Source organism: Bdellovibrio sp. MYbb2, from assembly GCF_056175685.1.
In genome coordinates, this window is the sequence record NZ_JBJKJI010000002.1 from 586,815 (window position 1) to 611,302 (window position 24,488).

Consider the following 24,488-nt stretch of genomic DNA (forward strand, 5'->3'; position numbering starts at 1 on the left):
TTTACTCCTGATGCTTCTTGCAATCGACCAGTCCTGATTCTGTGATGAGGAAATCCATTTTCACATCATGAGGCTCGGTGGGAAGTGGATCAGCAGTGATCTGAAAATCAAAGCCAATTCCGACTTTCACCCCCGGGAAGGACTCTAAGGTTTTATCGTAAAACCCTTTTCCTTTACCGAGGCGATTGCCATTCTTATTAAAAACCAAACCGGGAACCAGCAGACCGGACATTTCGGCCAGGGATCTTTGGAAAGAGCCGGGTTTGGGTTCCCGCACTCCGTAGGGCCCGAGATCAAAATCCCGGGTCTCATAGAATTCCAAAAGACCCTCGCGCATTTTGGGGAAGGCCCATGTCAGGTGAAGGATGTGAAACACCTCTTCAACCTGAGCCTCTTCGGGCAGGGCCCGGTAGGCTCCCCAAACCCCCGTCTGTGACTTCATAAAATCACGCAGATGGGCGTCGAGCTGCTGTTGTTGTTGAACTAGACCTTGTGCAAACTCTTGGGCACAAAGAGATTTAAAGAAGGACCGGCAGTCCTTTTTAGAGCTCCAGGAAACTGGCATGGACACTCCAAGAAATCAAAACAAAGTCAGTTGTTCAAAACCTTGTTGTTCTTGGAATTTTCCAGATCCATTGAAAGCTGCAATGCCTTTTCTTCAAGTTTTTCCAACTCGCGGTGGGCTTTGCGTTTCAATAGAATAAGTTCTTCGGCAAGATTCATCGCCGTGAGTACGGCTGCATTCTGATAAGAGCCATTCTTGGTGACAGCCATGGCTTGATTCATTCTGGAATTTACAAATTCGATGAGCTCCTCAACGGTCGCATCATCGTGAGAGGTTTTTAATTTGTAAGGGACACCCGCAATTAGGAAATTGTAGGTTTTTTTCTCAGATGTCACTAGCACCTCAACAGCTGCAGAATCTATGGGTCTAGATGTCTTGGGACCTTTAAGTCCTCAGAACTTTTTCGACCTCGAATGCCTAAACCTTTTAAAACTCTAGAAAAATCCTAGATCAACACAAGGAAAAGTATATATCTAAAAGGTCGATATTCAACAGATTTATTTTTTAGAACAGGTGCATATAATGCCGAGATTCTTCTGGTTTTCGCAGTGTACGGAACGCTTGCCGTCACGGTCGGTCAGGTCGATCTCCTGAATGTCTTTAAAGTTCCGGCGATAGGTCGAGAACACGTTATTAAGCTTCGTGTCATTATAGGAGTATTCGTCTGATTTGATCACACCGTTCAGCAGGAAGTTGTTGATCGTGTCCTGATTCGGGTTCAAACGCTGGTTGTTGGTCAACTTGATGTCGGTGATCACACCCTTTTCGTCGACTTGCTGCAAAATGAGCTCTGTCTCGACCTTCTTAGCCCCGGCAAACTTGGTGCGCAGAATCAGGTTCATCAGCTCTTTGTCAGCATTGGAATAGTGGATCTTTCTTTGACGCAGCTGCGACTGGGAGGTCACAAACTTTTCGTCCATGATCTCTTTCAGGCGATTGAGGTCTACTTTGAAGGACAGCTTTTCGTCTTGAAGCTCAGGGAAGCATCGCATGAGGTTTTCATACGACACGGAGACAGGCTTAATGCCTTGAGCCTCAGCAAAGTGAGGCCCGAATACAAACAATAAACTTACAACAAATTTATGCATTCCCTTTTCCCATTACATGGGAGTGCAGCTTGATGCGGCAGAACGGTCGCAACCTTCCTGATCATCACTCGTGCAATACGCACGGGATTCAGTTTCCCATGTACGTGCCGATGCGCAATCCCCTTCACCTAGGTTAGTGAAAAGGCCATCCACGTTCAATGAAAAACCAAAAGTACTGCCTGATTCGGAGTAGTTTCCGGCTTTAATTGAGACGTTCTTGATTGTGTTGCCTTTGGCGTCTTTGCCTTCTGCTGAAATACGATACGCTCCTGGGAATACAGAAACAAAGGTCGAGCCTTTGATTGGGACTGCCACCAGATAGCGAGGGTGTTTCATAACCAGCATATCAGAAGGTTGAGAGACCCACATTTGCTTGAAGGAGCCGTCTTTTTCACCATACCCTACGCCGAAGTCGAAGAGACCGCGCAAATCCATTGGGGACCTTGCATCGTTCCAGGCCAAACAAATCTGTTCAGCACGCAGAACCGAGGAAGGAGCATCGTAAGGCTTTACAAAGTTGTCGCATGCCTCATAAGTAAAGCGCTGAACATAGTCACGCTCCCACGCGCCTGCCAAATACAAATCATCGAAGTTGTCTTTATCCAAGAAGAAGAAGTGACGTTTCATATGATACATCGTCATGTAGATCTTCTGTTGTTCAACAAGCTTACCCATGTCGCGATAGACACGGACATTGTTGTTCTTCATTACTGCTGGGATATCAATTCGCTCCAACTGCAAAGTTGTAGTTGAACCTTCACGCACTTGAACCAAGTCCGGGTTGATGGAGTTTTCAAAACCAACAATGTACATTCCCGCCGGCACTGCAGTGGGTTTATTCAAATCAAAGAACACAGGGTTATCACAACTCCCACGTTTGGTGGTGTCGCAACGAACGGCTTTGACTTTGCGGAAGCCCTGATTTTCACCACCCACACCACTCACAGCCAGCGATCCCATAGCCTGAGCCCAGGCCGAACCCGCAAACAAAATCACAGACAATGCTGTCCAAAGCTGCTTTTTCATATTCATGGATCCTTTAGAATAATTCATTGCCATGTCTCACTGTTTTCATTGTTTTTGCCACACGCTCGTCCTGGCCGTAAACATCTTTCACGAATCTCACCGCACCGTCTTGGGCGCGATCGACAGTCAGGTACATCAAGTAAACTGGAACTGGCACTTTCAAGTGAATGCGTTTTTCCCAGTTATCCTTAGGAACGTAGTCAATTGAATCTTCTGGCGGAACGTAGGATTCCAACTTTTCTTTTGGCCAGTAGTCTTCTGTCTGATTGGACTTCACCGCTACGTTGTCACGCAGGATATAAGCTGCAAAAGTGAACGGATCCTCCAAACGAACACAACCGGAACTCAAGTGTCTCTTGCTATCCTGGAACAACTTGGGATCTTCCGTGTGGTGCAAATAGATGGACCACTCGTTCGGCAACGGGAACTTAATGGAACCCAACGCGTTCTTTCGCCATGGCTCCTGGCGCAGATAATAAGGGAAGTTACTACGGGAAAGGTCCTGCAACATAGCCACACTTGGCGTCACCACCGTATTTTTAACTCGATCCACCAGATGCATACGATGCTTTTTCAAATAGTCAATACCTGGCTGCCCTTGACGCAGAATTGGCAGCTTGTCTCTAAATACAATAGAGTCCGGCGCCGTCCATGTTGGGTTCAGCTCAACGAAACTCAACATATTTCGAAGCACTGGCGTACGGCGATAGCTTTGACCGTTGATGGTTTTGAAATGCATGACCTTTCGGCCCTCATCAAACATCTGGAATTCTGTCGTCGCCAGATTCACAAACACATGGCGAGACTCCATGGTTTTAGGCAACCAACGAATCTTTTCCATATTTACTTCAAGTTGGAAAACACGGTCAGCCACAGTCGTATTCAGGAAGGTCATAACTTCATTCCCGATGACCCCATCCACTCCCATGTTATTCACACCCTGGACATCCTCAATCACACGCTTTAGATCCGCATCATAAACGTCACCCGTAGACGTCACAGCATAACCCAGGCTTTGTAAGCGACCACGGATAGCCGGGATCGCAGCATCCTTGTCGCCGGGACGAAGGCTCTTTTTGTTAAGTTTGATCTGAGACCAGCCACCTGCATTTTGAATGCTGCGGAAGTAGGCCAGAAGCTGTTTTAAATCCACGTAACGAAGATGAGTCGGTGCAAATTTATCCAATCCTGCGACCAGCGCTTTTGCACTGATATTGGACTGAACCGCTCCCAGAACCTGATTCAACTCTGTATATTCTGTGAATTTTTTCTTGGCGATCTTAATGTCAGTATCAATCTCCATCGGGTCGAAGCGGCCCGTAGACAAATGAGTGACATAACGAATAACGGCTTCAGACACAGCCAGCTCAAATGTAGCTCCGAATCTGCCATCTGTATTTGAAGTATAGATGTTTTCAATGATCCGATCCCAATAGTCATCGGGATTCAGACCTTGCAGGTATGCTCCTTGACGAAGAGCTTCGCGAGCGGCGGCCGCCATAGCATTGGGTTTGCCATTCGCGTCGACCCAGATCGCAGAATAACCACGCTTTTCATACAAAGATATCAAAGGCGCTTTATGAAGATAGAAATTGGATCCACGGACAAAGATAACCGGGATTTCTTGAAGGTCCTTATTCAGATAGCCACTGAGCTGCGACTCCAGTGCCGCAGAGGCAAACTGAGGCGCCAGAGTCATCATGGACATACCGATCAGGAAAGTCTTTTTAAACAAGCTCTTCATAGACATAGAAACCTCTTCAGGTTCTATATATCCAATAAAAGTGCCAGCTGTACGGGGCCTATACTTGCGTACGGGAAATGTTTACTAGACAGGGGCCCCAATTTGTCACCCGTCTCAATTTGAGATGGGAACTATTCTACATCAGGAAGGTCGGTCGGCCCATCAGGAACCGAGCCAGGCGCCACTACATTGCCCTCAGAATCAAAAGGGTTCGGCAACTCGACACAGTCTAGGGGGCTACAATAAGGTCCAGAGTTTTCGACACTACCGCTATCCTGCGTTTGACTCTCCACTTCTTTCCCCGCCTCTTCCTGCTCTGCTGCTTTTCGACGAGCTTCCTGAGTTTCTTCCCACTGCGCATCATCAAAACTGTCATTTTCAAAATGATAGTTGTTCATCACCTGTTGCAACCACACCTCCCACTGAAGAGGTTCTTCCTTGTAGTTCACCTCGCCACTCTCATCCTGATATGGCATACCCAGCTCACCATAATATGGAATACGATGAATATACATACTGGCATTAACAAATAATGGATCAGCGAGTCGTCCGTTGTGCCGCGACTGCCTTTTAAATCTGCGATAACTACCAATCACCTTCCCCTTACTGACATAGATCAATTCATAGTTGGAGCTCTTGATCCCGGCCTTTTCAGACAAGTAGTCGCTCGGGCCGTAGTCATCATCCGCATAAAAAGCACATTCTTTCTGGCCCACTACCGAAGGTGGAGGACACGTTCCCTCTTTGCGATGAATGTTATCCTTAGACCAAGAAATACGCATCAACAGCTTTGGGGAAATCCACAAGCCAGAATTATCAATATTCCACAATGTGGATTTCAGATTAGGGCGACGACTCAAAAACCCTAACAGAAGTGAGTCGTCAAAATATCTTTGAAACTGACGTATCAATTCAGCTTCATACAAAAGCTGAATATCTTGGGAAGAAATCTCATTACTGCACGAAAGCTGGTTTAGATACTTCACCATTACATCAGAATTTTTAACCACGTCGGCCTGCAAATCCTGAATAATCTGATTACGAACAAATTCGCAGGACAGCCCCGTACGAATCATCAGTCCATTTGCCGCACCAAATTCGGACTTGGAAACATACTCCAAAACCACTTGCGCTTTTTTCCCGTACTCTTCAGCTAGAAATGATGAGGCCTTATTTAAAGTAAACCCAAAATCTTCCGAACGCTTAATATGCTTTAAGGCATGAAATTGTTTTTGCAGACGAGATCTTAATACCTGACTTTCAAAGTTCCCCTGCTCTGACCCCAAATTAAAGGCATCCACAGACTGAGACCACAATACTTTTACGACATCAACATTGTCGCCAGCCACAGCAGCGCCCATAGGGGTTTCTGCAAATCCGGCAAATGCAAATTCATGCACCTTCAATGCGTCTATACTTCTCTGCACCAGATCTACATTCCCAATCCGAGCTGCGGCAATTAGGTCTTTTTGAGAATTTGTCAGTTCCTTTTTGGCAGATACCGACTTGACAACAGGATTAAACTTGCCATTGTCAAAACTGCAAGATACCAATCCAAGGCTGATAAATATAAGCAACAGGGACTTCATTTGAAGGTCCTCCGTTTTGGCTCAGTACATATCTGAGTTTTGAACTCATCAAAGGTCATCGCCATAAATTCCCGACGTTCGCCGGTATACATGGAATAAAAAGTATCCTGTTGAATCTTTGTGCCAGGATTCATATACCGGAAAATCGAATGGAGATTTGCCACGTTTGCCCTATCGTGGGAACAATACTTCTCTTCCCCATAACAAGGCACAGGGCTATCAGGCTTCTTTTCACCCATGAAGTATGGATAGGAGTGATCCTGACCCGACTGCAGTTCATTCACGAGCGAAACCCACTCATCTAGCTGACCTTCGTTCGCGAAACAAACCTTTTTAAGCATTAAAAGAGCTAACGGGCTCACGTTCACCTGGCTTGAAATCAAACCAAGATGATCTTGATGCCATCCATCTGCAGGAACAACTATAGATAAAGAAGCGCCTTTTCTCATGCCCACTAAAAACTTGATAAAGGCAATAGACTTGAAGCTCGACTGGAACTGATAAAGATACTCATACCCAATCCAACTATTTATCAATTCCGTTGAAAAACGAGAAGTCTCATTGGCGCACGAAGTATCCGTTAAGAGATTATTAAACGCTTCCCGGTGATTTAATTGACTGAAGGCCTCATAGTAAATTCCCGGATGTACGAGCTCTCTACTTAGGTATTCTCGTTCCATCAATAGATTTGCAAATTTCTCACAACCGCGATACCCAATCTTATATTCGTCAATACGATCGCGGAACTTCTGCATTGATGTATCAGGCACAATACCATTTTGCAATTTTCTCGGATAGCTGCGCAGGATATCCATCATCCCGTCCAGCTGAGCTGATTCAATCAGCTTTCCCATCGCCGCATCATAGGTCAGCTTTTCCCGGCTTTCCTGATTCAGCACGAACGGACTTTGCCCGCTGATCAGCAGGAATTGCGCGACTTTCTGTTTTCCGTGTTTAATCGCCAGATCCAGCGCGCTCACCGCACCACCGCGGGACAGGGCTGCCAGCTCGTCTTTACGCTGAACCAAGGCTTCGATGGCCTTTTCCTCGTCATCCCCGGCAATAACCTCGTCCAGGCTGGCCACGTGTTCAGGCAGAGCCTGTTCTTCGATCAGGGTGACTGGGGCGCCCTTGCCTTTTGCCGGGTCCTTTTTAAAAGAACACCCGCCCGTTGCGATCAGCAACAGGCAAAGCAATCCAGACATGGCAAAACGAAGTGACACTTCCATCATCTTCGATATTTGCAAGCCTTATACCCGTAATAGGGGCTTTTGGAAGGCCTTTGGCCGTCAAGACACTATCCAAAGAGACATTTAAGGGCGGTCACTTTGAAAGTGTCTCAAAATGAGAAAGAGCCCGGAACCGGGCCCTTTAAGAAGTTATCTCAGGGAATTCAGCAAGCGGATGATATCCACATCCGGTGGCTGAGCAATCCCAGCACCTGGTTTCGGTCCAGTCAGCTCGTCCAGTGAATAATCCATGCGGGCGTCATAACGACGCTCCCACTGATTGCGCAACCATCTTTCGCGGTCGTACCACAGACGCTTATTTTCATCATCCATGCACGTCGCCAGCTCTTGCGGGGTTTTTGCGCCCCAGCGAAGTTCCACACAATGATACGGGTCAAAGCTGATGTCGAAGACACGTTGACGAGCTTCTTCCAGATTCAACGTCACAGAACCACCCGCCGAATTGCGATAGACGAACTGACACGCGCGGGATTCACGTTCGTAAGTCGCCAGCAGGTCCACGGCGATATTGGCGCCGCTATACACAATTGCCGGATCTCCAGAACGCTGGCGCTGAACCAGCGTGCGCGACTGATTCAAGATATCCATAAAGCCCACTTTCAGACGGGCATCTCTGGACGGAGAAGCATAGTCTTCCCATTCTCCGGTAGTCCCAAAGATATTCGTCGGCAGACGCTCTGGATGCGGCTTGCGATCCACGCCGGCTTTCACGGCCATATCAACCGCCACCACACGGTCCTTCAAGTTCACGCAGATATCTGCCACCATCGCGCTCATATCCTGAAGCGGATCAATTTTCAGATCACCACTGGCCATCGCAATACGAAGATAGTCATAGTACGGGTACTGCGCCCCACGGTACAGGAACTTACCTTTGTTCCACTCCCCAGCGGGGTCCGGTGAATTGCCATAGAACTGCTCAACACTGAAGTTCGCAAGCTGAGTATTCAGCGCGCCCACGATCTTGCCGCCATAGTATTCCCCATTGGCTCTGCGGGTTGCCCCTTGCAAAGCGAGCGGACGGAAGTTTTTGAATCCAGCACCATGACCCGGGAAACTGCGCGTGAATTTCGGCGTGTACATTCCCGAAGTCAGCGTGTTATCCGGGTGAGAGTCGATATAGAAAATGCGACCGTCATCAGACACGCGATGGATGATCGCCACATGTCCCGCAGGATCATAGATCACTGTGCCCGGGCGAATACCTTCGCGATTTAGTTTCACGGGATAGAAGTCAGTAAAACGAGCGGCATCTTTGTCTCCCATCATACGGAAGGTCGCAGAATAGGTCATATCCACAATAGTTCGGTTCAACAACTGAACGGCGTTGGGATTGCTGGTACGGCTTGGAATGATGTCATAGCGACCACTGACCGCATTGCCGAACTTGGAATAGCGAGGGTCTTTATTTTCAGATCCTGGCAGCGTATTCACACTGCTGACCAAAGACATTGGCAGACCGTTTTTCCAGGCGAAATAAGAGCGCAGATAATACGGCAGATCCGCACAGTCCGCGAACAGGCGCAAATCCGCAGGATCTGTTCCCGCATAAGGATTGGCCGTACTACGCAGACACGCATCCACCGTCGCACACTCGCGATTTTCCACGGCATTGCCCAAACGGGTGATGAACTCTCCAAAACGCTGTTCATCGGCTGCTGTCCACGATGGCTTGGTAATACGCCATGCTTTGGAAGTCGTCTGAGCCTCCGCCAATCCTGGCAAAAGAATCAAACCCAGCAGCAAAAACTTTCTCATCTTCATGAAACCTCCATGTGCCCAAAAAGGGCTCCGTTGATAAACAGTTTGACGGCTGAAAACAATCCTTTCAAAAATACCGCAGGTCTGGAGGCTGTCACGCTTCTTGCTGAGAGGGTTTGAGTCAATGACATAAGTTTAATAGATATACGTTTCTGGAGGACGTTCATGACAAAGATTAATACGCGCCGACTCTGCTCTGCAGTTTTGAGTTTGTTGATTGCCAGCTCTCCTATGCTGGGTGTTGCACAGGAAATCACTTCCAGTGATGCCAATACAAGTGTTAATGCCGCGGCTGTGGGTTTATCCAAAGCCAGCCTGCAAGTGGGTGGCAGATACTTTATCTCAGCGGATGCGTTGAATGTTCGCAGCAGCAACTCGACCACGGCCTCCAACATTGTTGGTAAGTTGTCTATTAATGATGAAGTTGAAGTCTATGATCTGCTGAACGAAGCCACACCGCTGGTTCAGATCAAAATCATCAAGTCAGCGTCTGTGAAAGCGGATGCCGCTGCGGAACTGTTTGTTTCCAAAGACTATTTAAGTGCGAAACAACTGCAAACAGCAGCTTCCAAATACTTCGTGATCCAGAACGTGGCGACTGAAAAAACCCGCGTTTACGAGCGCTGCACAGAGTCCCCAAGCTGCGCCCACAAACTGGTGATGGAAACAGAAATGGTTGTTGGTCGTCCGGAAGAAGGCACCAAAACAGATCCTCACGCGTTCAAAACCTGGCTGGGCCATGCGCGTATTTCCGAATGGATCAAGTTCTATCAGGACGGTCAGGGGCATTACCCTCACTGGTATAAATCCGGTCAGGATCTGAAAACGATCCCGGGTCCGATTACAGATGGTATGTCCAAACTGGTCAGCTCCCGTAAATGGATGGTTGACGATGCTCAGGGTAATTCCACTATTTATGGTGCGTTCGGTTGGTATGCAGCCAAGATCACTCCGGCTGATGAAATCAACGGTATGAACTATCAGTGGATGCACGGAACTATGGGCTGGGGTAAAGACGGTGCTGCAGCGATTGAGCTGACTCGCGGCTTCTTCATGAACATGTTCTCCAATCCAGGTTCTGCGGGCTGTACCCGCCTGGAAAACCGTGCGATCGCTTACCTAAGATCCATCCTGGCTCCGGGCACTGACATCTATCGTGTTTACGCTCGTGAATCCACTCGTGAAGCGGAAGTGACAACAGGTATCTTCAAAAAGAAAACAACACCAATGCCACGTTATGCTCACAACTTTGAAAAACCGATGGTTTGGAACTACATCCTGCTGACTGATGGCGCTCAAAGAAGCGGTGGTTTGTCAGCTGACGCGAAAAACATCATCGACAAGGCTATTCCAGTTATTGATGGCCAAAACGTGATCGAACGCGGTACATATGATGTTGACCAATACCCAAATGCCAACGAGTTGAATTATGTTAAATCTGCGGCTTCCGGTAAATCCGGCGACCGTTACAAAATTGACTCTGGTTGGGAAAAAGATGCTGCGAAAACAAACTTCACTGGTTACTTCCTGGTGGACGAAGGTCGCTTCATCGATTACAAACATCCGGACAGAGCAGCCACTAAGGGCGTGATCCGCGTGAGTGGTCTGGCTGATTTCAGAGATTCTGTTCCTGAGTTCCTGGCAACTTCAGGCAAACACAATCCTCCGAAAATCAACTACAGAACTGAAAACGAAAACGATTCTACAAGAAGAGGCGGCAACTAAGCTCCTCTCAGGAGAAGCTTTGAATTATCCGACAGATATCTGCATAGCAGGTGCGACGGGGCTCGTGGGACACGAGCTCCTTCTTCTTTTGGCCCACCTTGATGAAGTCCGCTCTATCAAGGCCATCTCTCGCGGCCCGATGGGTCGCATTCCTCCCCACGTCGAAAACATCATCATGGATTTTGACAGTCTTGAGCAGCGCAAAGATCTGCTGAAGGCCGGGGTCTTTATTTGTTGTCTGGGGACCACAATCAAAAAGGCGGGATCACAAGCCGCTTTCCGTAAAGTGGACTATGACTATGTCGTGAATTTTGCAAAAGTCGCTGAAGCCTGTGGCGCACAAAAGTTCCTGGTGATTTCGGCCATGGGTGCCGACGCCGGTTCCAGTATCTTCTACAACCGGGTCAAAGGTGAAATGGAACACGAACTGCGAAAACTAAAAATCCCGCAGATTGAAGTGTTTCAACCGTCTTTGATTTTGGGTGAACGCAAAGAATCGCGCACAGGCGAAGACATCGCCCAGAAACTCAGTCCGATTCTGAACAAGCTGATGGTAGGACCATTGAAAAAGTACCGCGCCATCAAAGCCAACACGATTGCCCGGGCTATGGCTATTGCCACCTTGAACTTTCACCCGGGCTTTCATGTTTATAAGTCAGATCATATTCAGCGCATCGCTGATCAAAAATAGTTTCTGAACTATTCAGTGATCAAAGCGAACGGAACTGTGTATTTCGAAGGTTTGGAGTGGCAGGTGTCATTAGTTTCTGCCACTTCCACTGAAACGTTCAAAGTGTGAGGATAAATCTCGCCGTACTCGGTGCGGCCGCTGATCTGCAGTTTTGCAGACAGACCTTCACCGCAGCCACTTTGCCAGATATCCACCAAAGAACCCTGTGCTTTAAAGTTCAATTTGTCTTCATTGTGACGGCTGGTTGAAACCACATCCAGAAAAGCCGGAACAGAATAGTCTTCAGTGGTGATTTCAAGTTTAGTTTCATCAGCAGACAAAGCCAATGAATCCATACATAGAATGGCTGGAACACCTGCCGGCAAAGCCTCCGTCGCACGGTAACAAGTCTGAGCCTGGGAAAGAGCTGGCAAAGCCAATAGAGCGAAAGCGAAAACGATGGATTTCATAAGAGCCCCCTTTAGGTTTTGAGGCTCTCTTATAACCGAGTTGTTCCGGGAATTCCGTCAGGAATCTGTCAGTTCCTTGTCACGATTCCCAAAAACCACACTATTGAAACAGGGAATTTACAAATTCTTGGGACGAGAACGTGCGCAGATCCTGAATACGCTCCCCCACTCCGATCAATTTAATCGGAATATGAAGTTCCTGCGCCAGCCCTACAGCCACGCCACCTTTCGCCGTGCCGTCCATTTTAGTCAGGACCGCTCCGGTCAAAGTCAGAGCGTTGTGGAATTCTTTAGCCTGCATCAAAGCATTCTGGCCCGAATTCGCATCCAGAACGATCAAAGTCTCGTGCGGAGCTTCCGGGATCACCTTGGACATCACACGTTTCATTTTTTTGATCTCTTCCATCAGATTGGCTTGAGTGTGCAAACGACCCGCAGTATCCACGATCACAACGTCATAGCCCTGACCTTTGCCCTTAGCGACGGCATCAAACGCCACCGCACTTGGATCGGTCACACCTTCCGGAGAAAAGATTTCAACCTGAGCGCGATCAGTCCAGACTTTCAACTGCCCGCCTGCCGCTGCACGGAATGTATCACCGGCCGCCACTAGAACCTTTTTGCCTTCTGCTGCCAATTGCGCCGAGATTTTACCAATGGAAGTGGTTTTACCCGCTCCATTCACACCCACAATCATCAATACTGTTGGGCCTTCAGCTGCGAACTGTATCTTGGAAAGGATGCCCGTGCCCACCGAAGTGGAATGAGACCCCTGGAAGATATTTTTGATTTCTTCTTTCAACGCTTCACGAACTGTGTCGTAGTCGGCGCGCTCTTTTTTGGAAAGCTTGTCTTCAATCGCACCCATCAGACGCTGCACAGTCGCTGGGCCCAGGTCGCTGGTGTAAAGAATTTCTTCGATCTCTTCCAGATGCTTGTTGCTGGTTTCAGACTTAAACAGGCTGCGAATTCGGCCGAAAAGATTTTCTTCGGTTTTTTTAAGCGCCACTGCAAGGTCGACGGCCTTTTCTTCAATCACCACTGCCGCATCATGCAGATCCGGCACAGACAAATCAGAAACCACGTTGCCCGTGGAATCAATGTGCGCCAGTGGAAGTTCTTCCGGTTGCTCGGAAGTCGTCGGCATTTCTCGTTTGGCTTCATGGGTCAGCTCCTGAGAACGCTTCTTCGCATTCTTCATCATCCCCAAAATCAGAGCGCCGAAAATAACCGCAAAGAGAAGAACAACCACGCCAGCAAGAATTGTAATCTGCTGCTCATGCCCAGGTGACATCATAACAAACCTCCGCAACAACGTGCGTCATTAAGATAAGAAAATCACCCACTATGTATCGTATTTTGGAAGCCGAGACTAGCAACAAAACGCGGCGGCGAAGCCCCGTTTGCCCCGTAAGGACCCTTAAAAAGGCCTAGTGCTGGGCCATTCTTCTTCTTTGGACTTCTTCTTTATAGAAATTGCGTTCGAAGCGACGATAGGATTCCAGACGAACTTCGGTGCCCAGGACGTCTTTCATGCGCGCCAACGACTGATTTTCCAGCTCGCGCATTTTTTCTATGCCCTCTTTGATAAAGTCCGGATGGATTTTGGTTTTGCGGTCTGCCAGTTCTTTCACCAATGCATTGGCCGATGAAATGACCTGAATGGACTTATCTTCATCCACGCGCCAGGTTTTCAGCAGGTACTGGGAAGCGGCCTTGTAAAGCTTCTGCTGGAACTGGGCATCGGTATAGATGTCCAGATAGTTACGGGTATAGATAACCGCATCAGTGTAAGAGTCTTTGATCTCTTCCGCCTGAGGCGGATTGAATTTGCGTTTTTCCAGTTCATCCTGACGTTTCTTGGCCTCGTTGCTGACCATGGTCTGCATCGGAGTCTGATCCTTTACAACCCGATCCACGACAATCTGACTGACGAAATAGCCCACGGCCCCCATGGCAAGACCCATGGTGACCCAGCGAAGCTTTTCGTTTTTGCGCTTCTTCATCAGATCCACTGGCTTTTCGCTCATCGAAGACTGGGACAAGGTCGCCACTTTGCCATCGATGGCCTCGGTGATGTGATTTTCCACGGACTGGCTGATATTGCGCCATTTTTCAGGCTCCATCAGCATCACGATCTCTTTTTCAATCGCCGAGTGGATGTCCTTCACCATGGAATTTTTCTTGCGGATCACGTCATCCAGCAGATCGCGCTCCATTTTCTGCAGACGCTTGGACATCTCCAGACGCTGTTCTTCCAGGCGTTCCTCTTCCGATTTCGCCATCTGGGATTTTTCTTTTTCCAGTTTTTCATTCAGGAAAATCTTTTGCGCGTCGTATTCCTTGAACAGATGATTTTTCTTGGATTCGATATCATGCACATCCATGGTCAGATGGGCCTGTTTTTCCTGCAGACCTTTTAAAGAAGCTTCCAAAGAAGCTTTCTGTTTTTCCAGATCTGCATGGGTCGTTTGAAGCTCTTTCAGCAAAGCCTGGCCTTTTTCCACCTGCGAAAGAAGATCGGAATTGTCAGTACGGGTTTTGCTCAAATCTTCAGTGGCTTTTTGCAGTTCCGCCGTGCGGGCCGCAACATTTTCCAGAAGCTCATTTAAGACCGTCTGTTTTTCAGTGCTGACAGCGGTGATTTCCTGAACTTTATCATTCGCCAATTGAATCTGCTGTTCACCGTCGACCTTGGCCTGCTGCAATAGCTGGTCGGCGGTGGCCTTGGCTGTGGCGATCAAGGAAGCGTTATCATTGCGTGCTAGTTCAGATTCTTCCCGCAGGCGCGCTTCCGCATCGCGAATCTGCGTGCGGGATTCATTCAACAATCTTTCGGCTTCGGCCTCGGCTTCCTGCAAAGTCCGCTGATTCAGTTCCTGGGAATTTTCCAGGTCTGTACGAATACGGGCTTGAGTTTCCTCAATCTGCAGTTTCGAGAAATCCAAAATTCGGTCCGCTTCCTCGCGGCTGGTTTTCAGCAGCGCTTCGCTTTCCTGACGGGCCAGCTCACGACCGTGGGCAATGGCTTCGTCTTTCATTTTCTCGGCAGCCAAAGTGGCTTCAGAAATAATGTCTTCAGTGTCTTTGCGGGCCTTCTGGCGCAGGCCCTGAACGTAAGAATCGACTTCTTCACGCAGTTCCTGAGACATATTGCGCGCATCGTGCAGCAGGCTTTGCCCTTGCTTCTGGAAATCTGCCAGAATGGCATCAGCTTCCTTGTGCGCTTCCGCCATGCGGGTCTGATAGAACAGCTCAGCCTGGGCCTGGGCTTCACGGGCTTTTTGATAGATGACCTGCACCCGGCGTTCAGCCTGGGTTTCGCCTTCCATAATGATTTGCGCCGCTTTGCGCTTGGCTTCGTGCAGGATTTTTTCCGCCTGGAATGGCGCCATGTTCGGTGCCGGCATGGCCACCGTGGCCTCCAATGGCGCATCTTCGTCTTCCGGCATGGCTGCCGCAGATTGGGAAATCGACGGCTCCGGTTCTGGTTCGGGCGCTGGTTCTTCAACGAAAAGATCCAGGTTCAGAATGTATTCAGATCGGCCCAGCTGGATACGATCGGAGGGAACCACGTTGACCGGGGTTCCCTGAACGATGCGGGTGCCATTGATATAGGTCCCGTTGGATGAATTTTTATCCTCAATCCAGATCTGGTTCCAGCGACGACTCACAACCAGGTGCACCCGGCTGATGTTGTTATCGTTCAAGGACAAGTCACAATCCAAAGAGCGGCCCATGGTGAACGAGTCTTTGTTCACCTCACGGCTTAGCACCTGATCCTTCCTGTGGATTGTGACGATAAACTTGTTCAATTAAGCTCCTCTGACCACCGCCGCTGTTTTTCCGATTTCCTTATTAAGGGCATCTTCGGCCAAAGCTTCAACGGCATCACGATGTTCATCAAATGGGCGCTCATGAGCTGGGAAATTATTGTTGTCAGCGCGATACCACAACAAATCCAAAGAACTCTCGAAACGGTCGATCATGGACACGTAAGCTCTTTCCGGGGAAAGAATCACGTTCGTCACGTGCGCCAACAACGAGAAGATAATCCCGGCGATGGATGTTTTCATCGCAAAAGAGATCTCGTGCAGGAAGCGATCCATGATGTTTTTGGTATTTTCCAGATCCTGCAAATTCATCGTGCCCAGTTCCTGCAACCCACCCGCGATACCGATGAAGGTACCCAGGATCCCCGCCACGACAAACAGGCCCGGCAAAATCGAAATCAGGTCGTTCATACCAACCATCGGGATCACGCCAAAGACCTTGTTGAAACAAGGATTATGTTGCAAAGTCGCCTTGGTGATATTCAGAAGCTTCGGATTGTCATCCGTCCAGCGCAGGAACTTCACCTGTTTCAGAATATCCTTTACCAGCCAAGCACAGCCCTGACGAACCAGGAACACACGGTCACTGGCCGACATCACGTTGTCGGGCTTTCTGCGCTTCATGCGGTCACGGATTTCGAAAACTTCGTAGTAAGTTCTTTCCAGAAGCTTTTTGGTCAGAACATAGAACGACACATTGTCGACCTTGCCCGGAACCTCAGCTTCGATGAAACGATTCACACGCTTTTCAAATTCACGCGCGAAAGATTCATGGCGGCGGACCGTGTAGTAGATAACCGCACGGAAGAACAAACCGACCAGAAAGACGGCGCCCATCACATACGGCAAACTTATAATGAAATACTCAGCAAATGCCTTCGTTGTCACAACCCACCCCTTTTATTTCTTTTGATCCATGTTAAAGCGGATGATTACCCGCTGCGCCTTTTTACAGTCGTTCTGCTTGCAGAACTCGGCTGCTGTGGCGATATTGCGATTTTGCACCTTCATGACTTCCAGGAAGCTTCGTCCGGAAACCTTCATAAGGGCCAAGAGCTCGCGCTGATGCTCAAATCTCATGTTCCCTTCATCCAGCATGTAACTGAAGATGGAGTTCGCACGACGGTAACTTAAATCCATGTTGTACTTCAAAGCGGCTTTGTCTGCCGGCTTGGAGCTGTGTGGGTCGACGAAGCGCCCCTGATACGTTGGTGAGGCAAAACCGATGATTTCCACCGCGGAAATTTTGTCAGACACTTTCGGATTGCCGAACAAAGACCGGGAATAAATCGGCATCGCTTTTTCCAGGACACCTTTCATCTCGTGCTTCAGACGGTCCGAGTCACTGTCAAAGTAAGCCTGACCGAAATCCAGAACCACATCGCCCGTCTGCAGGTCGATATCAGCTTTGATACCGGCTTTGGCGAAACCCTTCTGAATTTCACCCGCCACGGATTTACGCGCTTCGATTTCTGCTCTTGCTTTCGCCAGCTGTCCTTGCGTGTCGCTCAAAGCGCCCTGCAAGGCGGCTTTTTCTTTGCCATAGCCTGCCGCCATGGCCGCTTTCTCTTTACCGAAGCCAGCAGCCATCGCTGCTTTTTCTTCCGCAAAACCTTCCTGCAAAGATGCTACACGTTTGGCACCACGGGCTTTTTCATCTGCCAGACCTGATTCCAGACCCGCGATACGCGCGCCAGTTTCAGCCTTGGTGCGGGACAGAGCGCCTGCCAGATGAGTGGCTTCGTCTTCCTTCTGCGCCAGCATGCCTTGAGTTTTGGAAAGTTCACCCTGCACCTGACCCAATTGCACATTGGCCTGGTTCAGTTGCATCTGATACTGGGCATTGACCTGATTCAGCTGAGCCACCTTTTGGTTGCCGTCAGCTCGGGCCTGAGCCATCTTCTGTTCAAACAGTTGTTTTGACAGTTTGTTGTTTTTGTAAGCCACACGCAGTTCAGTCAGACGCTTTTGCAACTGCGCCTGTGTGACTGCGATCTTTTGTTCACCCTGAGCGATCAGCTGCTTTTTGTTCTGAATGTCTTTATTCAGATCAGCAATCTCGGTTTCCTGGGTTTCGATTTCCACATCCTGCTCTTTGATCAGATCATCACGATTGATCAATTTGGACTTGGCCATCTTGTTGGCATTAAGAACGTTGCGCACCATTTGCTGGTACTTGTTCAGAGCTTTGACTTTGTCCCCGTTTTCACGGGCTTCCTGGATCAGACGCTCTTTTTCAGTCTTGGCGTCTTCCTGAAGCAAGGTCAGCTTGTCCATAAGCTCTTCATACTCCTGCACCTCATCTTTAGGTGCCTGTCCGGCCAGATACTCATTCTTCACGTTCTCGTACATCTTCAACTGGCTTTCCAGTTCTTCCACTTTCATGGAAAGCTTCTGGTTTTCCACCTGCCCGCGCAAGGCATCGGTGCCCGTACGCAAACTGGATGTGACATACAAAAGAAGGAAGATCGTGCTTAAACCCAAGAATAAATCCGAATACGACGTCCAAAAACTGTCGCTCGAATGTTCTTTGTTTTTTTGATAATTAAACGACATACCAACGCACCCCACCTGCACAAATCATAACAGTGACGATCTTCTTTTCGGTGGCTCAAAAACAGAATTGAGTGTTTTTCTTTCGGCGAAAATGCCGAAGCTTTCAACACTTACGTCGGGTCGGTAGGTTCATTTGGATTTTTCTGACTATTCTTTTTCCATGGGCAATGTCTGCAGCCTGAACCGCAGCAGTGACCGCGCTTCATGTGAAAAAACTCAGTAAATACAGTGTATCCGGTGGCTGGATCGACATACGAGTCCTTGCCGGACTCGCAAGCAGTGCGATGAAGTTCTTCGATTTCGAGTTTTTTATCGTTCATCACGAAGTTTGGCGAACACCAAAGTGTCTCGTCTTAAGCCGTTTTCAATGGCGTGCTGCCGCAGACGGGCCTCGAATTTATACTGACAATTTTCAGCTACAGAGCTGCTGCGGCTGTTAAGACCTGAACAATGAATCTCAATTCGATAAAATCCAAGGGCAAACAGGACCTTTTCCAAAGCCAGCACCGCTTCGCGCACATACCCATGGCCTTCGAATTTCCCAAGGATCCAGTATCCCAGTTCACAGCGGTCGTTGTCCCAGCTGATCGTGTGCACGCCGACGTTCCCCATATAGATGTCGCCATCATTCAGATACATGCCATAGTCGAACATCTTGAAATCCTGCCACTGCTCGCGGGTCATCTCGATGTATTCGCGTTCATCATGAACGCCCTTGATCATTGGCACCCATGGCAGAAAGCGACCCAGGCGTTCGCGATCCTGATCAACATACTGAAACATGGTTTCAGCCATTTCAATTATGTGCTTTTTTAAGGTGATCCGTTCAGCGCGAATTTCTTCGGCAGGATAGACGGACTTCATTTGGCGATTTTGGACGTCAGATCAGACAAACGGATCCCGCCCAGATAATCCATAGAGTTGTTTTCAATTCCATCCACCAGCTCGCACATCAGCTTTTTCATTGAGCAGCTGACAACACAGTTTTTGAATGGTTCTTTGTCCGGAGTCGCAATCAGCTTCTTGTCAGTGATCGCCACATAGACATCACGCAGAGAAATTTCTTTCGGGGTTTTGGCAAGCTTCACGCCCCCCGCCTTGCCCTTGAAGGACGTAAGAAGTCCGGCATCAACAAGCTTGGAGATCAAACGGCGGATCACCGTCGGATTGGTGCGAATGCTCGCGCCCAATTCTTCAGACGTCATCAGATCACCCTTGTGATAAGCCAGGGCGGTCATAATATGAACTGATACAGAAAACCTTTGATCAACCATGTCTAGATACTACCCTAAGCCTCAAAAATAAACAATATCAAGGAATTAAGCCCCTGAAGACGCGAGAAATCCTTAAATGTATCTTTTATAGTTGCAATTAAACTCCATCCGCCGCATACTGTGCCTGTATCTGACACATTTAAAGGAGCCCTTCCCATGACCCATAAGACGATCCAAGATGCCCTGGAGTGGCGTTACGCCACTAAAAAGTTCGATGCCTCAAAAAAGATCTCGGACGCAGATTGGACAACCCTGCGTAATTCCCTGACTTTGGCGCCATCCTCTTACGGTGTACAACCGTGGAAATTCCTGGTTATTGAAAATCCGGAAGTTCGAAATCAACTAAAACCGGTCTCATGGAATCAAACACAAGTTACAGACGCCAGCCACTATGTGGTCTTCCTTTATAAGGAAAAGATGGATGCTGATTTCGTACAAAAGTTCATTAACCGCGTGGCTGAAGTCCGCAGCGCCCCTCTGGACGCTTTGGACGGATACAAAAATATGCTGATTGAAAATCTGGTGAAAGCACCGGAAGAAAAGATTCGCGTTTGGTCCCAGCGCCAGGCTTACATTGCCATGGGCTTCCTGCTGCAAACTGCGGCGTTGCTGAAAATCGATGCCACTCCGATGGAGGGTTTTGATCCGGCAGCTTACGACAAGATCCTGGGCCTGGAAGGCTCGGGCTGGAAAACCGTGGCCACTGTGGCTTTAGGTTATCGCCACCAGGAAGATGCCCTTCAAAATCAAAAAAAGGTCCGCTTCGAAGAAGCAGACCTTATTCAATACATCAAGTAACCCGGATTTCCGCTGCTCTTGGTGGATCTGCAAAGAGTCTCCCCAGATTTTCCCTTGCAGGTCTCCATCGGCAGCGGAGGTTCCTCCTCCTGGGTGGGCTCTATTGTAACTGCCAGCCTGGTGATTCACACACCTGCAGTGAAAGAGCCCGCCATCTTTCGATGACCGATTCCCCTTTCAACGCCAGAGTTTTGTCATAGTCCAATAAACTTGCGACAATGATGTCTGAAGCCCCATCGCCACGATAGAACAAACCATACACCTGACGAACGGCATCGGCCGTCGGAGCCGCGGGACGATTCGAGATTTTTTCCAGAATCGCGTTCACACCCTCATCCATCCCCAGCACGTTTTCACAGAACTGCACCCGGAAGGATTCACGTACGGTATTGTCATCAGTCTTGATCGGCAGATTCGAGTTCGAGATGTCTCCCCCGCAATCACGCCCGCTGTAAGTGCTGTAAGGATTGCACCCCAGGCCGTACTGCGCGCCACGGTTGATAATCCACTGTTCCAGCAGACTTTCAAGATTCGGCACCGGCCCGGAAGAGCGGGTGAAAATCTCGCGCATCAGGGAGGCCACGTATTCGCGGTTCACCACCTGAACTTTCTGAGTGGGAAGTGTCACGTCTTTTTGGCTGGGGTGAGTCTGATCCGTATCACCGTTGGAACCCATTTCAAGATTCAACGACGCCTGATCCAGAACAGCGAACTCGCCCATCTGACCGCAGTTTTGATACATCTGGGTCAGGACGGTTCCAAATAATAGCAGCACAAATATTTTGTTCTTGGCTGTGATCATTGTTCTTACCCCACCAGCTTCGCCGCTTTAAGAATCTGCAGCTGATCGCCATTGAGGCGAATCAAAGGTTCGGCCAGATTCTCGTATGGATTTTTAGGAACACGCAACAGGGCCGTCACCGTCGAGGCTGCCATCGTTGGGGACGGCATGCCTTTTTGATTGTAGCCATCAATCGGTGCCGCACGACCTTGAGTGCCAACGTAACCGCCACCGTGACCAGCACGATAGATGTTACCCACAACAAATGGACCGCGCTGGATTGCGCCCGAGAACACACTGGTCACCATCTGATTGAAACCATGATCACTGCCTGAACCGTTGGTTCTTGCCGTGCGGTTGAATTCAGAGATCACCTGAATCACGGTTTCAGACCACAGGTCCACACCGTTCACTTTGGATTTTTTAAGTTGTTCAATCAGCTCCAGCATACCGGCACACAGGCCGCGATAGTACGCCGTGGTGATAAGCACGCCCGGGATTGCGCCGGTTTCGTGCATATCTTTGATGGCCACATGATTTCCAACGACGCCGTTGGCAGCATCTTTGATCATCAAACCTGCCGGATCACCCATTTGCAGATTCATCGTGCTGACCAGGCCTTCTTTCAGAACGTATTCAGCCAGGGCCAAGCCTTCTGCCAAAGAACCCGGAGCTGCCATGGTTTTGATAGAATCACGAAGATCAGAGTTACTGCTGACCACCAGACCGCGATTGCCATCAGCCACGTGAACACGCCAGAATTCATTCTGACTGGAAATCATCGCCACATCATTGATACCGACAAGGCCCTGTTGGCGCATGCTGGCTTCAATCACAGAACGATAGCGGGCCACAGCCCCATCCCAGTAAGAACCGATATTACCAATGCCTTTTTTCATCAGGTCAGAAGCATTGGATAAATTTTTGGAAAGAATAGTGGAACCCGCAAATTCAGATTGCGAATAAGCGCGCAAACGCGCCTGAGCCAGATCAAAAGCTTCACGGTTGCGGTCTTTCAGACTGCGCCCCTTGGCACGGTTCGCCCCCGGACCGCCGAAACCTTCCAACAAAGAATTCAACGGATTGCCGGTCAGAATATTCAGGGCCTTGCCGTTCATGGAAGCATAGTTTCCGTAAGCACCCCGCTGGGGCCATTCAACCGCTTCGAAGGTTTTCAGAGAATAGTCCGCCGCCAGCCCCATGATCGAAGACACCCCGCCCACCGGCGCTTGTTGAACCGTGGCATTGAATGGGTGACCGTCAAAACCGGTGCCGAATCCACGGATCACCAGCATGTTGTTCAATAGTTCCGTCAAAGCCTTGGCACCTGCTGAAGTCGTCACCGACTGCGAGAACATGTGCGGAACCATCACACCGTTATAGTTAAACGTCGCGTATTCAGTTCCAACGACATTATTGCCCGAACGAACAAACTTTGTTGCCACCATCGGATTAAACTCCAAAGGCGCATCGGACGGGTTCGTACGCATCCACGCATCGAACGTGTAGCGCATCGGACCCCCGGCAATCAGAATGTTGATATAGTTGCGGGCGCCAAGATTTCCGGTTGCTTCAGCCTGGGCTTGATGAATAAAGCCAGTGCTAAGAGCATTCAGAAGTCTTTCATAAGGCGTTGACACCAGGGCCGCTGCCCCGGCCACCGCACCACCTGCGATAAAGCCCCTGCGAGTCAGATTTTTTCCGTCCCCCATAATGCCCCCGGATTATTTTTCCCGATAATTCACGTCACGATAGTACTTGGAAGACATGATCTGCTTCACCATAAGGCGCACAGACTGGTTGCGCTGAAGCTCTTCCCCAAGAGATTCAACGAACTTGCGGTCTTCCACGGCTTCCGTGGATAGTTTTCTATTCAATTCTTCATTCATCGGATTGGAACGGTCATAAAGAGCAACCGTGATTCCGGTGAAATACTGGAAGTATCTTTTAGCCGCGCAATAGTAATAATCCTTGGTTTCAGCCATCGCCGCACCCAACTGCGCAATCCCCGTCACCTGACGATCAACCAAAGTCCCGGTCATGGAACGGAAGAACAGACGGCCTGACGGAACCTGACGGTGGAAGTTCGCCACCGGCTCTGACGGCCAGCCCGCCACGGAAGCCAGCTCCGCGCGATAGGTCGCCAGATGCAAAGCAGTTTTGGAATGAGTTCTGCTGCCCTCACTGAGTGCCGCATAATCAGAGTTTCCGACAACGACATTGCGTGCGGTGTAAGCCATCGGATCCAGAGTTGCATGGCACATCACGCAGCTGCTGGAATTTCTGAAAGGCGCGGAGGAATTTCCCACCACGTACTGGCGAATGTCGTTTTCACGCAAGGCCGGAAGTTCCGCGCACAGGAATGATTCCATGTTGGTCTGGGACCAGCGACGCGGAACCTTGGTCGTCCCGTTGGCTTCAAGACCGCGGCCATGACCATAATTCAGCATCAGATAAATAGGTGTACCCAGCACTCCGCCACCTTGAGTGGCAAACAGGTTGAAACTGAAATTCAAACCCGGCTGATCACTGCCGCGCTTGTCTGCACCCAAGGGCTGCAATGACAGATTTGGTATCGTCGCATTGTCAGTGGCAATTCTTACCCCGACCAGTTCGCCGACTTCGATCTTGGGCAAAGTCACGAACGTCGCCTGAGTGCGGTCCGAATTCCCGTCAAAGCCCGTATTCATCGCGCGGAAATTGAAAAGATTCTGATCAAGGCCCGTATTGTTTCCGGCAAGACGACGTCCTGGGAAATTCACTGTGAAACCAATGCGGTTGCGCACGGCCATGTCCTCTTCACGCTGCGCACGCACGCCCTGCCCCAGGGTCAGCACGTCACGGTACTGGGCATTGCGCGCAAACATCGCACGTGTCAGCGCCAGACCCGGCTCAGTGGAGTCATAAATATCCATCGTCCCGCGGGACATCTCTTCATTGTATTCCTGAATCTGTTCAACCGTGTTGGCGGTGAACCAGGTGCGGTGGAAATTATAGAACGTATTCAAAACGGCACGGGCTTCCTTGTCAGAACGATTGACCAGTGGACCGGAAGCATCCAGTTCGGCCTTGTCCAACAAAGAATTACAGGCGTCCAGCGCCTTGATTTTACCGGCACGAATCTGCGCCATCGTCGCATGCCCCAAAGGCACCGGTTTCCCGGTCAAGTGGGAGTAGCAACGATTGAACAAGCCTGCCTCACTCAAAACTTGAGCATAAGCAAACGGTGCCATCAGCAACGTGAATGCAAAGATTAACTTGGTCACGGTCATTCCCCCAAAGAAGTTCCGTTGTTCCCTTATCTTATCGGAGGAATCATCAGAAACTCGACTCGGGTTCTCACATTGAGACAGCCTGT

22 protein-coding genes are annotated in these 24,488 nt (G+C 49.3%); 3 read left to right on the forward strand and 19 right to left on the reverse strand.

All coding sequences use genetic code 11. The features are described from left to right. Window position 1 precedes the first annotated feature (1 nt). The 8 genes from AC04MQ_RS12715 to AC04MQ_RS12750 all read right to left on the reverse strand — a co-directional run bounded on the left by AC04MQ_RS12715 (window position 2) and on the right by AC04MQ_RS12750 (window position 9,026). Entirely contained in the window at window positions 2-565 is a 564-nt protein-coding gene (locus AC04MQ_RS12715) for a 5-formyltetrahydrofolate cyclo-ligase (protein WP_235046278.1), read from the reverse strand. 26 nt (window positions 566-591) lie between these two features. Beyond that, window positions 592-906, reverse strand: a complete 315-nt coding sequence (locus tag AC04MQ_RS12720) for a cell division protein ZapA (protein ID WP_475392236.1) — start codon at window positions 904-906, stop codon at window positions 592-594. A gap of 156 nt (window positions 907-1,062) precedes the next feature. Then, window positions 1,063-1,557, reverse strand: a complete 495-nt coding sequence (locus tag AC04MQ_RS12725) for a hypothetical protein (protein WP_475392237.1) — start codon at window positions 1,555-1,557, stop codon at window positions 1,063-1,065. Between the two features lie 108 nt (window positions 1,558-1,665). Then, window positions 1,666-2,679 carry a hypothetical protein gene (locus AC04MQ_RS12730; RefSeq protein ID WP_475392238.1) on the reverse strand — a complete coding sequence of 338 codons (1,014 nt, stop codon included), beginning with the start codon at window positions 2,677-2,679 and terminating at the stop codon, window positions 1,666-1,668. A gap of 13 nt (window positions 2,680-2,692) precedes the next feature. After that, window positions 2,693-4,429 (reverse strand): L,D-transpeptidase family protein, encoded by a 1,737-nt coding sequence (locus AC04MQ_RS12735; protein WP_475392239.1) that lies wholly within the window; start codon window positions 4,427-4,429, stop codon window positions 2,693-2,695. Window positions 4,430-4,554: 125 nt separating this feature from the next. Continuing rightward, window positions 4,555-6,012, reverse strand: a complete 1,458-nt coding sequence (locus tag AC04MQ_RS12740) for a hypothetical protein (protein ID WP_475392240.1) — start codon at window positions 6,010-6,012, stop codon at window positions 4,555-4,557. Further along, a complete protein-coding gene (locus AC04MQ_RS12745; RefSeq protein ID WP_475392241.1) occupies window positions 6,009-7,244 on the reverse strand; it encodes a hypothetical protein in 1,236 nt (411 codons plus the stop codon). The genes AC04MQ_RS12740 and AC04MQ_RS12745 overlap by 4 nt, the downstream gene beginning before the upstream one ends. 147 nt (window positions 7,245-7,391) lie before the next feature. Further along, on the reverse strand, window positions 7,392-9,026 hold the full coding sequence (locus AC04MQ_RS12750) for a hypothetical protein (RefSeq protein ID WP_475392242.1): 1,635 nt from the start codon (window positions 9,024-9,026) through the stop codon (window positions 7,392-7,394). Between the two features lie 162 nt (window positions 9,027-9,188). Here AC04MQ_RS12750 and AC04MQ_RS12755 point away from each other — a divergent pair, with 162 nt between their 5' ends. Beyond that, window positions 9,189-10,748: a hypothetical protein gene (locus AC04MQ_RS12755; RefSeq protein WP_041577198.1), complete on the forward strand. Its 1,560-nt coding sequence runs from the start codon at window positions 9,189-9,191 to the stop codon at window positions 10,746-10,748. 19 nt (window positions 10,749-10,767) lie between these two features. After that, on the forward strand, window positions 10,768-11,439 hold the full coding sequence (locus tag AC04MQ_RS12760) for a Rossmann-fold NAD(P)-binding domain-containing protein (RefSeq protein ID WP_041577196.1): 672 nt from the start codon (window positions 10,768-10,770) through the stop codon (window positions 11,437-11,439). A gap of 8 nt (window positions 11,440-11,447) precedes the next feature. Here the strand turns inward: AC04MQ_RS12760 and AC04MQ_RS12765 are convergent, their stop codons facing one another. From AC04MQ_RS12765 to AC04MQ_RS12800, 8 genes are all read right to left on the reverse strand, one after another. Further along, the gene (locus tag AC04MQ_RS12765; protein WP_015090319.1) at window positions 11,448-11,888 is read right to left on the reverse strand and encodes a hypothetical protein; all 441 of its coding nucleotides are present in this window, start codon (window positions 11,886-11,888) and stop codon (window positions 11,448-11,450) included. A 100-nt stretch (window positions 11,889-11,988) separates the two neighbouring features. Continuing rightward, on the reverse strand, window positions 11,989-13,185 hold the full coding sequence (gene ftsY, locus AC04MQ_RS12770) for a signal recognition particle-docking protein FtsY (RefSeq protein ID WP_015090318.1): 1,197 nt from the start codon (window positions 13,183-13,185) through the stop codon (window positions 11,989-11,991). Between the two features lie 133 nt (window positions 13,186-13,318). Continuing rightward, window positions 13,319-15,703 (reverse strand): FHA domain-containing protein, encoded by a 2,385-nt coding sequence (locus tag AC04MQ_RS12775; protein WP_475392243.1) that lies wholly within the window; start codon window positions 15,701-15,703, stop codon window positions 13,319-13,321. After that, window positions 15,704-16,609 (reverse strand): hypothetical protein, encoded by a 906-nt coding sequence (locus AC04MQ_RS12780; RefSeq protein ID WP_041577194.1) that lies wholly within the window; start codon window positions 16,607-16,609, stop codon window positions 15,704-15,706. A gap of 12 nt (window positions 16,610-16,621) precedes the next feature. Then, window positions 16,622-18,205: a microtubule-binding protein gene (locus AC04MQ_RS12785; protein WP_015090315.1), complete on the reverse strand. Its 1,584-nt coding sequence runs from the start codon at window positions 18,203-18,205 to the stop codon at window positions 16,622-16,624. Between the two features lie 182 nt (window positions 18,206-18,387). After that, complete coding sequence (locus AC04MQ_RS12790; RefSeq protein WP_475392244.1) at window positions 18,388-18,597, reverse strand: DUF5522 domain-containing protein; 210 nt, start codon at window positions 18,595-18,597, stop codon at window positions 18,388-18,390. Beyond that, window positions 18,587-19,141: a GNAT family N-acetyltransferase gene (locus tag AC04MQ_RS12795; protein WP_015090314.1), complete on the reverse strand. Its 555-nt coding sequence runs from the start codon at window positions 19,139-19,141 to the stop codon at window positions 18,587-18,589. The genes AC04MQ_RS12790 and AC04MQ_RS12795 overlap by 11 nt, the downstream gene beginning before the upstream one ends. Next, on the reverse strand, window positions 19,138-19,551 hold the full coding sequence (locus AC04MQ_RS12800; RefSeq protein ID WP_041577192.1) for an RrF2 family transcriptional regulator: 414 nt from the start codon (window positions 19,549-19,551) through the stop codon (window positions 19,138-19,140). Before AC04MQ_RS12800 ends, AC04MQ_RS12795 begins: the two co-directional genes overlap by 4 nt. Window positions 19,552-19,707: 156 nt before the next feature. Here AC04MQ_RS12800 and AC04MQ_RS12805 point away from each other — a divergent pair, with 156 nt between their 5' ends. Next, entirely contained in the window at window positions 19,708-20,349 is a 642-nt protein-coding gene (locus AC04MQ_RS12805; RefSeq protein ID WP_015090312.1) for an NAD(P)H-dependent oxidoreductase, read from the forward strand. Between the two features lie 100 nt (window positions 20,350-20,449). Here the strand turns inward: AC04MQ_RS12805 and AC04MQ_RS12810 are convergent, their stop codons facing one another. The 3 genes from AC04MQ_RS12810 to AC04MQ_RS12820 are packed head-to-tail and all read right to left on the reverse strand — an operon-like array spanning window position 20,450 to window position 24,402. Next, a complete protein-coding gene (locus AC04MQ_RS12810) occupies window positions 20,450-21,151 on the reverse strand; it encodes a hypothetical protein (protein ID WP_015090311.1) in 702 nt (233 codons plus the stop codon). Between the two features lie 5 nt (window positions 21,152-21,156). Next, the gene (locus AC04MQ_RS12815) at window positions 21,157-22,842 is read right to left on the reverse strand and encodes a twin-arginine translocation signal domain-containing protein (protein ID WP_015090310.1); all 1,686 of its coding nucleotides are present in this window, start codon (window positions 22,840-22,842) and stop codon (window positions 21,157-21,159) included. A gap of 12 nt (window positions 22,843-22,854) precedes the next feature. Continuing rightward, entirely contained in the window at window positions 22,855-24,402 is a 1,548-nt protein-coding gene (locus AC04MQ_RS12820) for a hypothetical protein (protein WP_015090309.1), read from the reverse strand. Between the last annotated feature and the right edge of the window lie 86 nt (window positions 24,403-24,488).

What these genes read in the sequence shown, in the direction of transcription:
- AC04MQ_RS12820 (WP_015090309.1), bottom strand. Translation starts at nt 24,402, where the DNA reads ATGACCGTGACCAAGTTAATCTTTGCATTCACGTTGCTGATGGCACCG.
- AC04MQ_RS12735 (WP_475392239.1), bottom strand. Translation starts at nt 4,429, where the DNA reads ATGTCTATGAAGAGCTTGTTTAAAAAGACTTTCCTGATCGGTATGTCC.
- AC04MQ_RS12740 (WP_475392240.1), bottom strand. Translation starts at nt 6,012, where the DNA reads ATGAAGTCCCTGTTGCTTATATTTATCAGCCTTGGATTGGTATCTTGC.
- AC04MQ_RS12755 (WP_041577198.1), top strand. Translation starts at nt 9,189, where the DNA reads ATGACAAAGATTAATACGCGCCGACTCTGCTCTGCAGTTTTGAGTTTG.
- ftsY (WP_015090318.1), bottom strand. Translation starts at nt 13,185, where the DNA reads ATGATGTCACCTGGGCATGAGCAGCAGATTACAATTCTTGCTGGCGTG.
- AC04MQ_RS12750 (WP_475392242.1), bottom strand. Translation starts at nt 9,026, where the DNA reads ATGAAGATGAGAAAGTTTTTGCTGCTGGGTTTGATTCTTTTGCCAGGA.
- AC04MQ_RS12730 (WP_475392238.1), bottom strand. Translation starts at nt 2,679, where the DNA reads ATGAAAAAGCAGCTTTGGACAGCATTGTCTGTGATTTTGTTTGCGGGT.
- AC04MQ_RS12765 (WP_015090319.1), bottom strand. Translation starts at nt 11,888, where the DNA reads ATGAAATCCATCGTTTTCGCTTTCGCTCTATTGGCTTTGCCAGCTCTT.
- AC04MQ_RS12810 (WP_015090311.1), bottom strand. Translation starts at nt 21,151, where the DNA reads ATGATCACAGCCAAGAACAAAATATTTGTGCTGCTATTATTTGGAACC.
- AC04MQ_RS12800 (WP_041577192.1), bottom strand. Translation starts at nt 19,551, where the DNA reads ATGGTTGATCAAAGGTTTTCTGTATCAGTTCATATTATGACCGCCCTG.
- AC04MQ_RS12815 (WP_015090310.1), bottom strand. Translation starts at nt 22,842, where the DNA reads ATGGGGGACGGAAAAAATCTGACTCGCAGGGGCTTTATCGCAGGTGGT.
- AC04MQ_RS12715 (WP_235046278.1), bottom strand. Translation starts at nt 565, where the DNA reads ATGCCAGTTTCCTGGAGCTCTAAAAAGGACTGCCGGTCCTTCTTTAAA.
- AC04MQ_RS12790 (WP_475392244.1), bottom strand. Translation starts at nt 18,597, where the DNA reads ATGAACGATAAAAAACTCGAAATCGAAGAACTTCATCGCACTGCTTGC.
- AC04MQ_RS12725 (WP_475392237.1), bottom strand. Translation starts at nt 1,557, where the DNA reads ATGCGATGCTTCCCTGAGCTTCAAGACGAAAAGCTGTCCTTCAAAGTA.
- AC04MQ_RS12805 (WP_015090312.1), top strand. Translation starts at nt 19,708, where the DNA reads ATGACCCATAAGACGATCCAAGATGCCCTGGAGTGGCGTTACGCCACT.
- AC04MQ_RS12745 (WP_475392241.1), bottom strand. Translation starts at nt 7,244, where the DNA reads ATGATGGAAGTGTCACTTCGTTTTGCCATGTCTGGATTGCTTTGCCTG.
- AC04MQ_RS12795 (WP_015090314.1), bottom strand. Translation starts at nt 19,141, where the DNA reads ATGAAGTCCGTCTATCCTGCCGAAGAAATTCGCGCTGAACGGATCACC.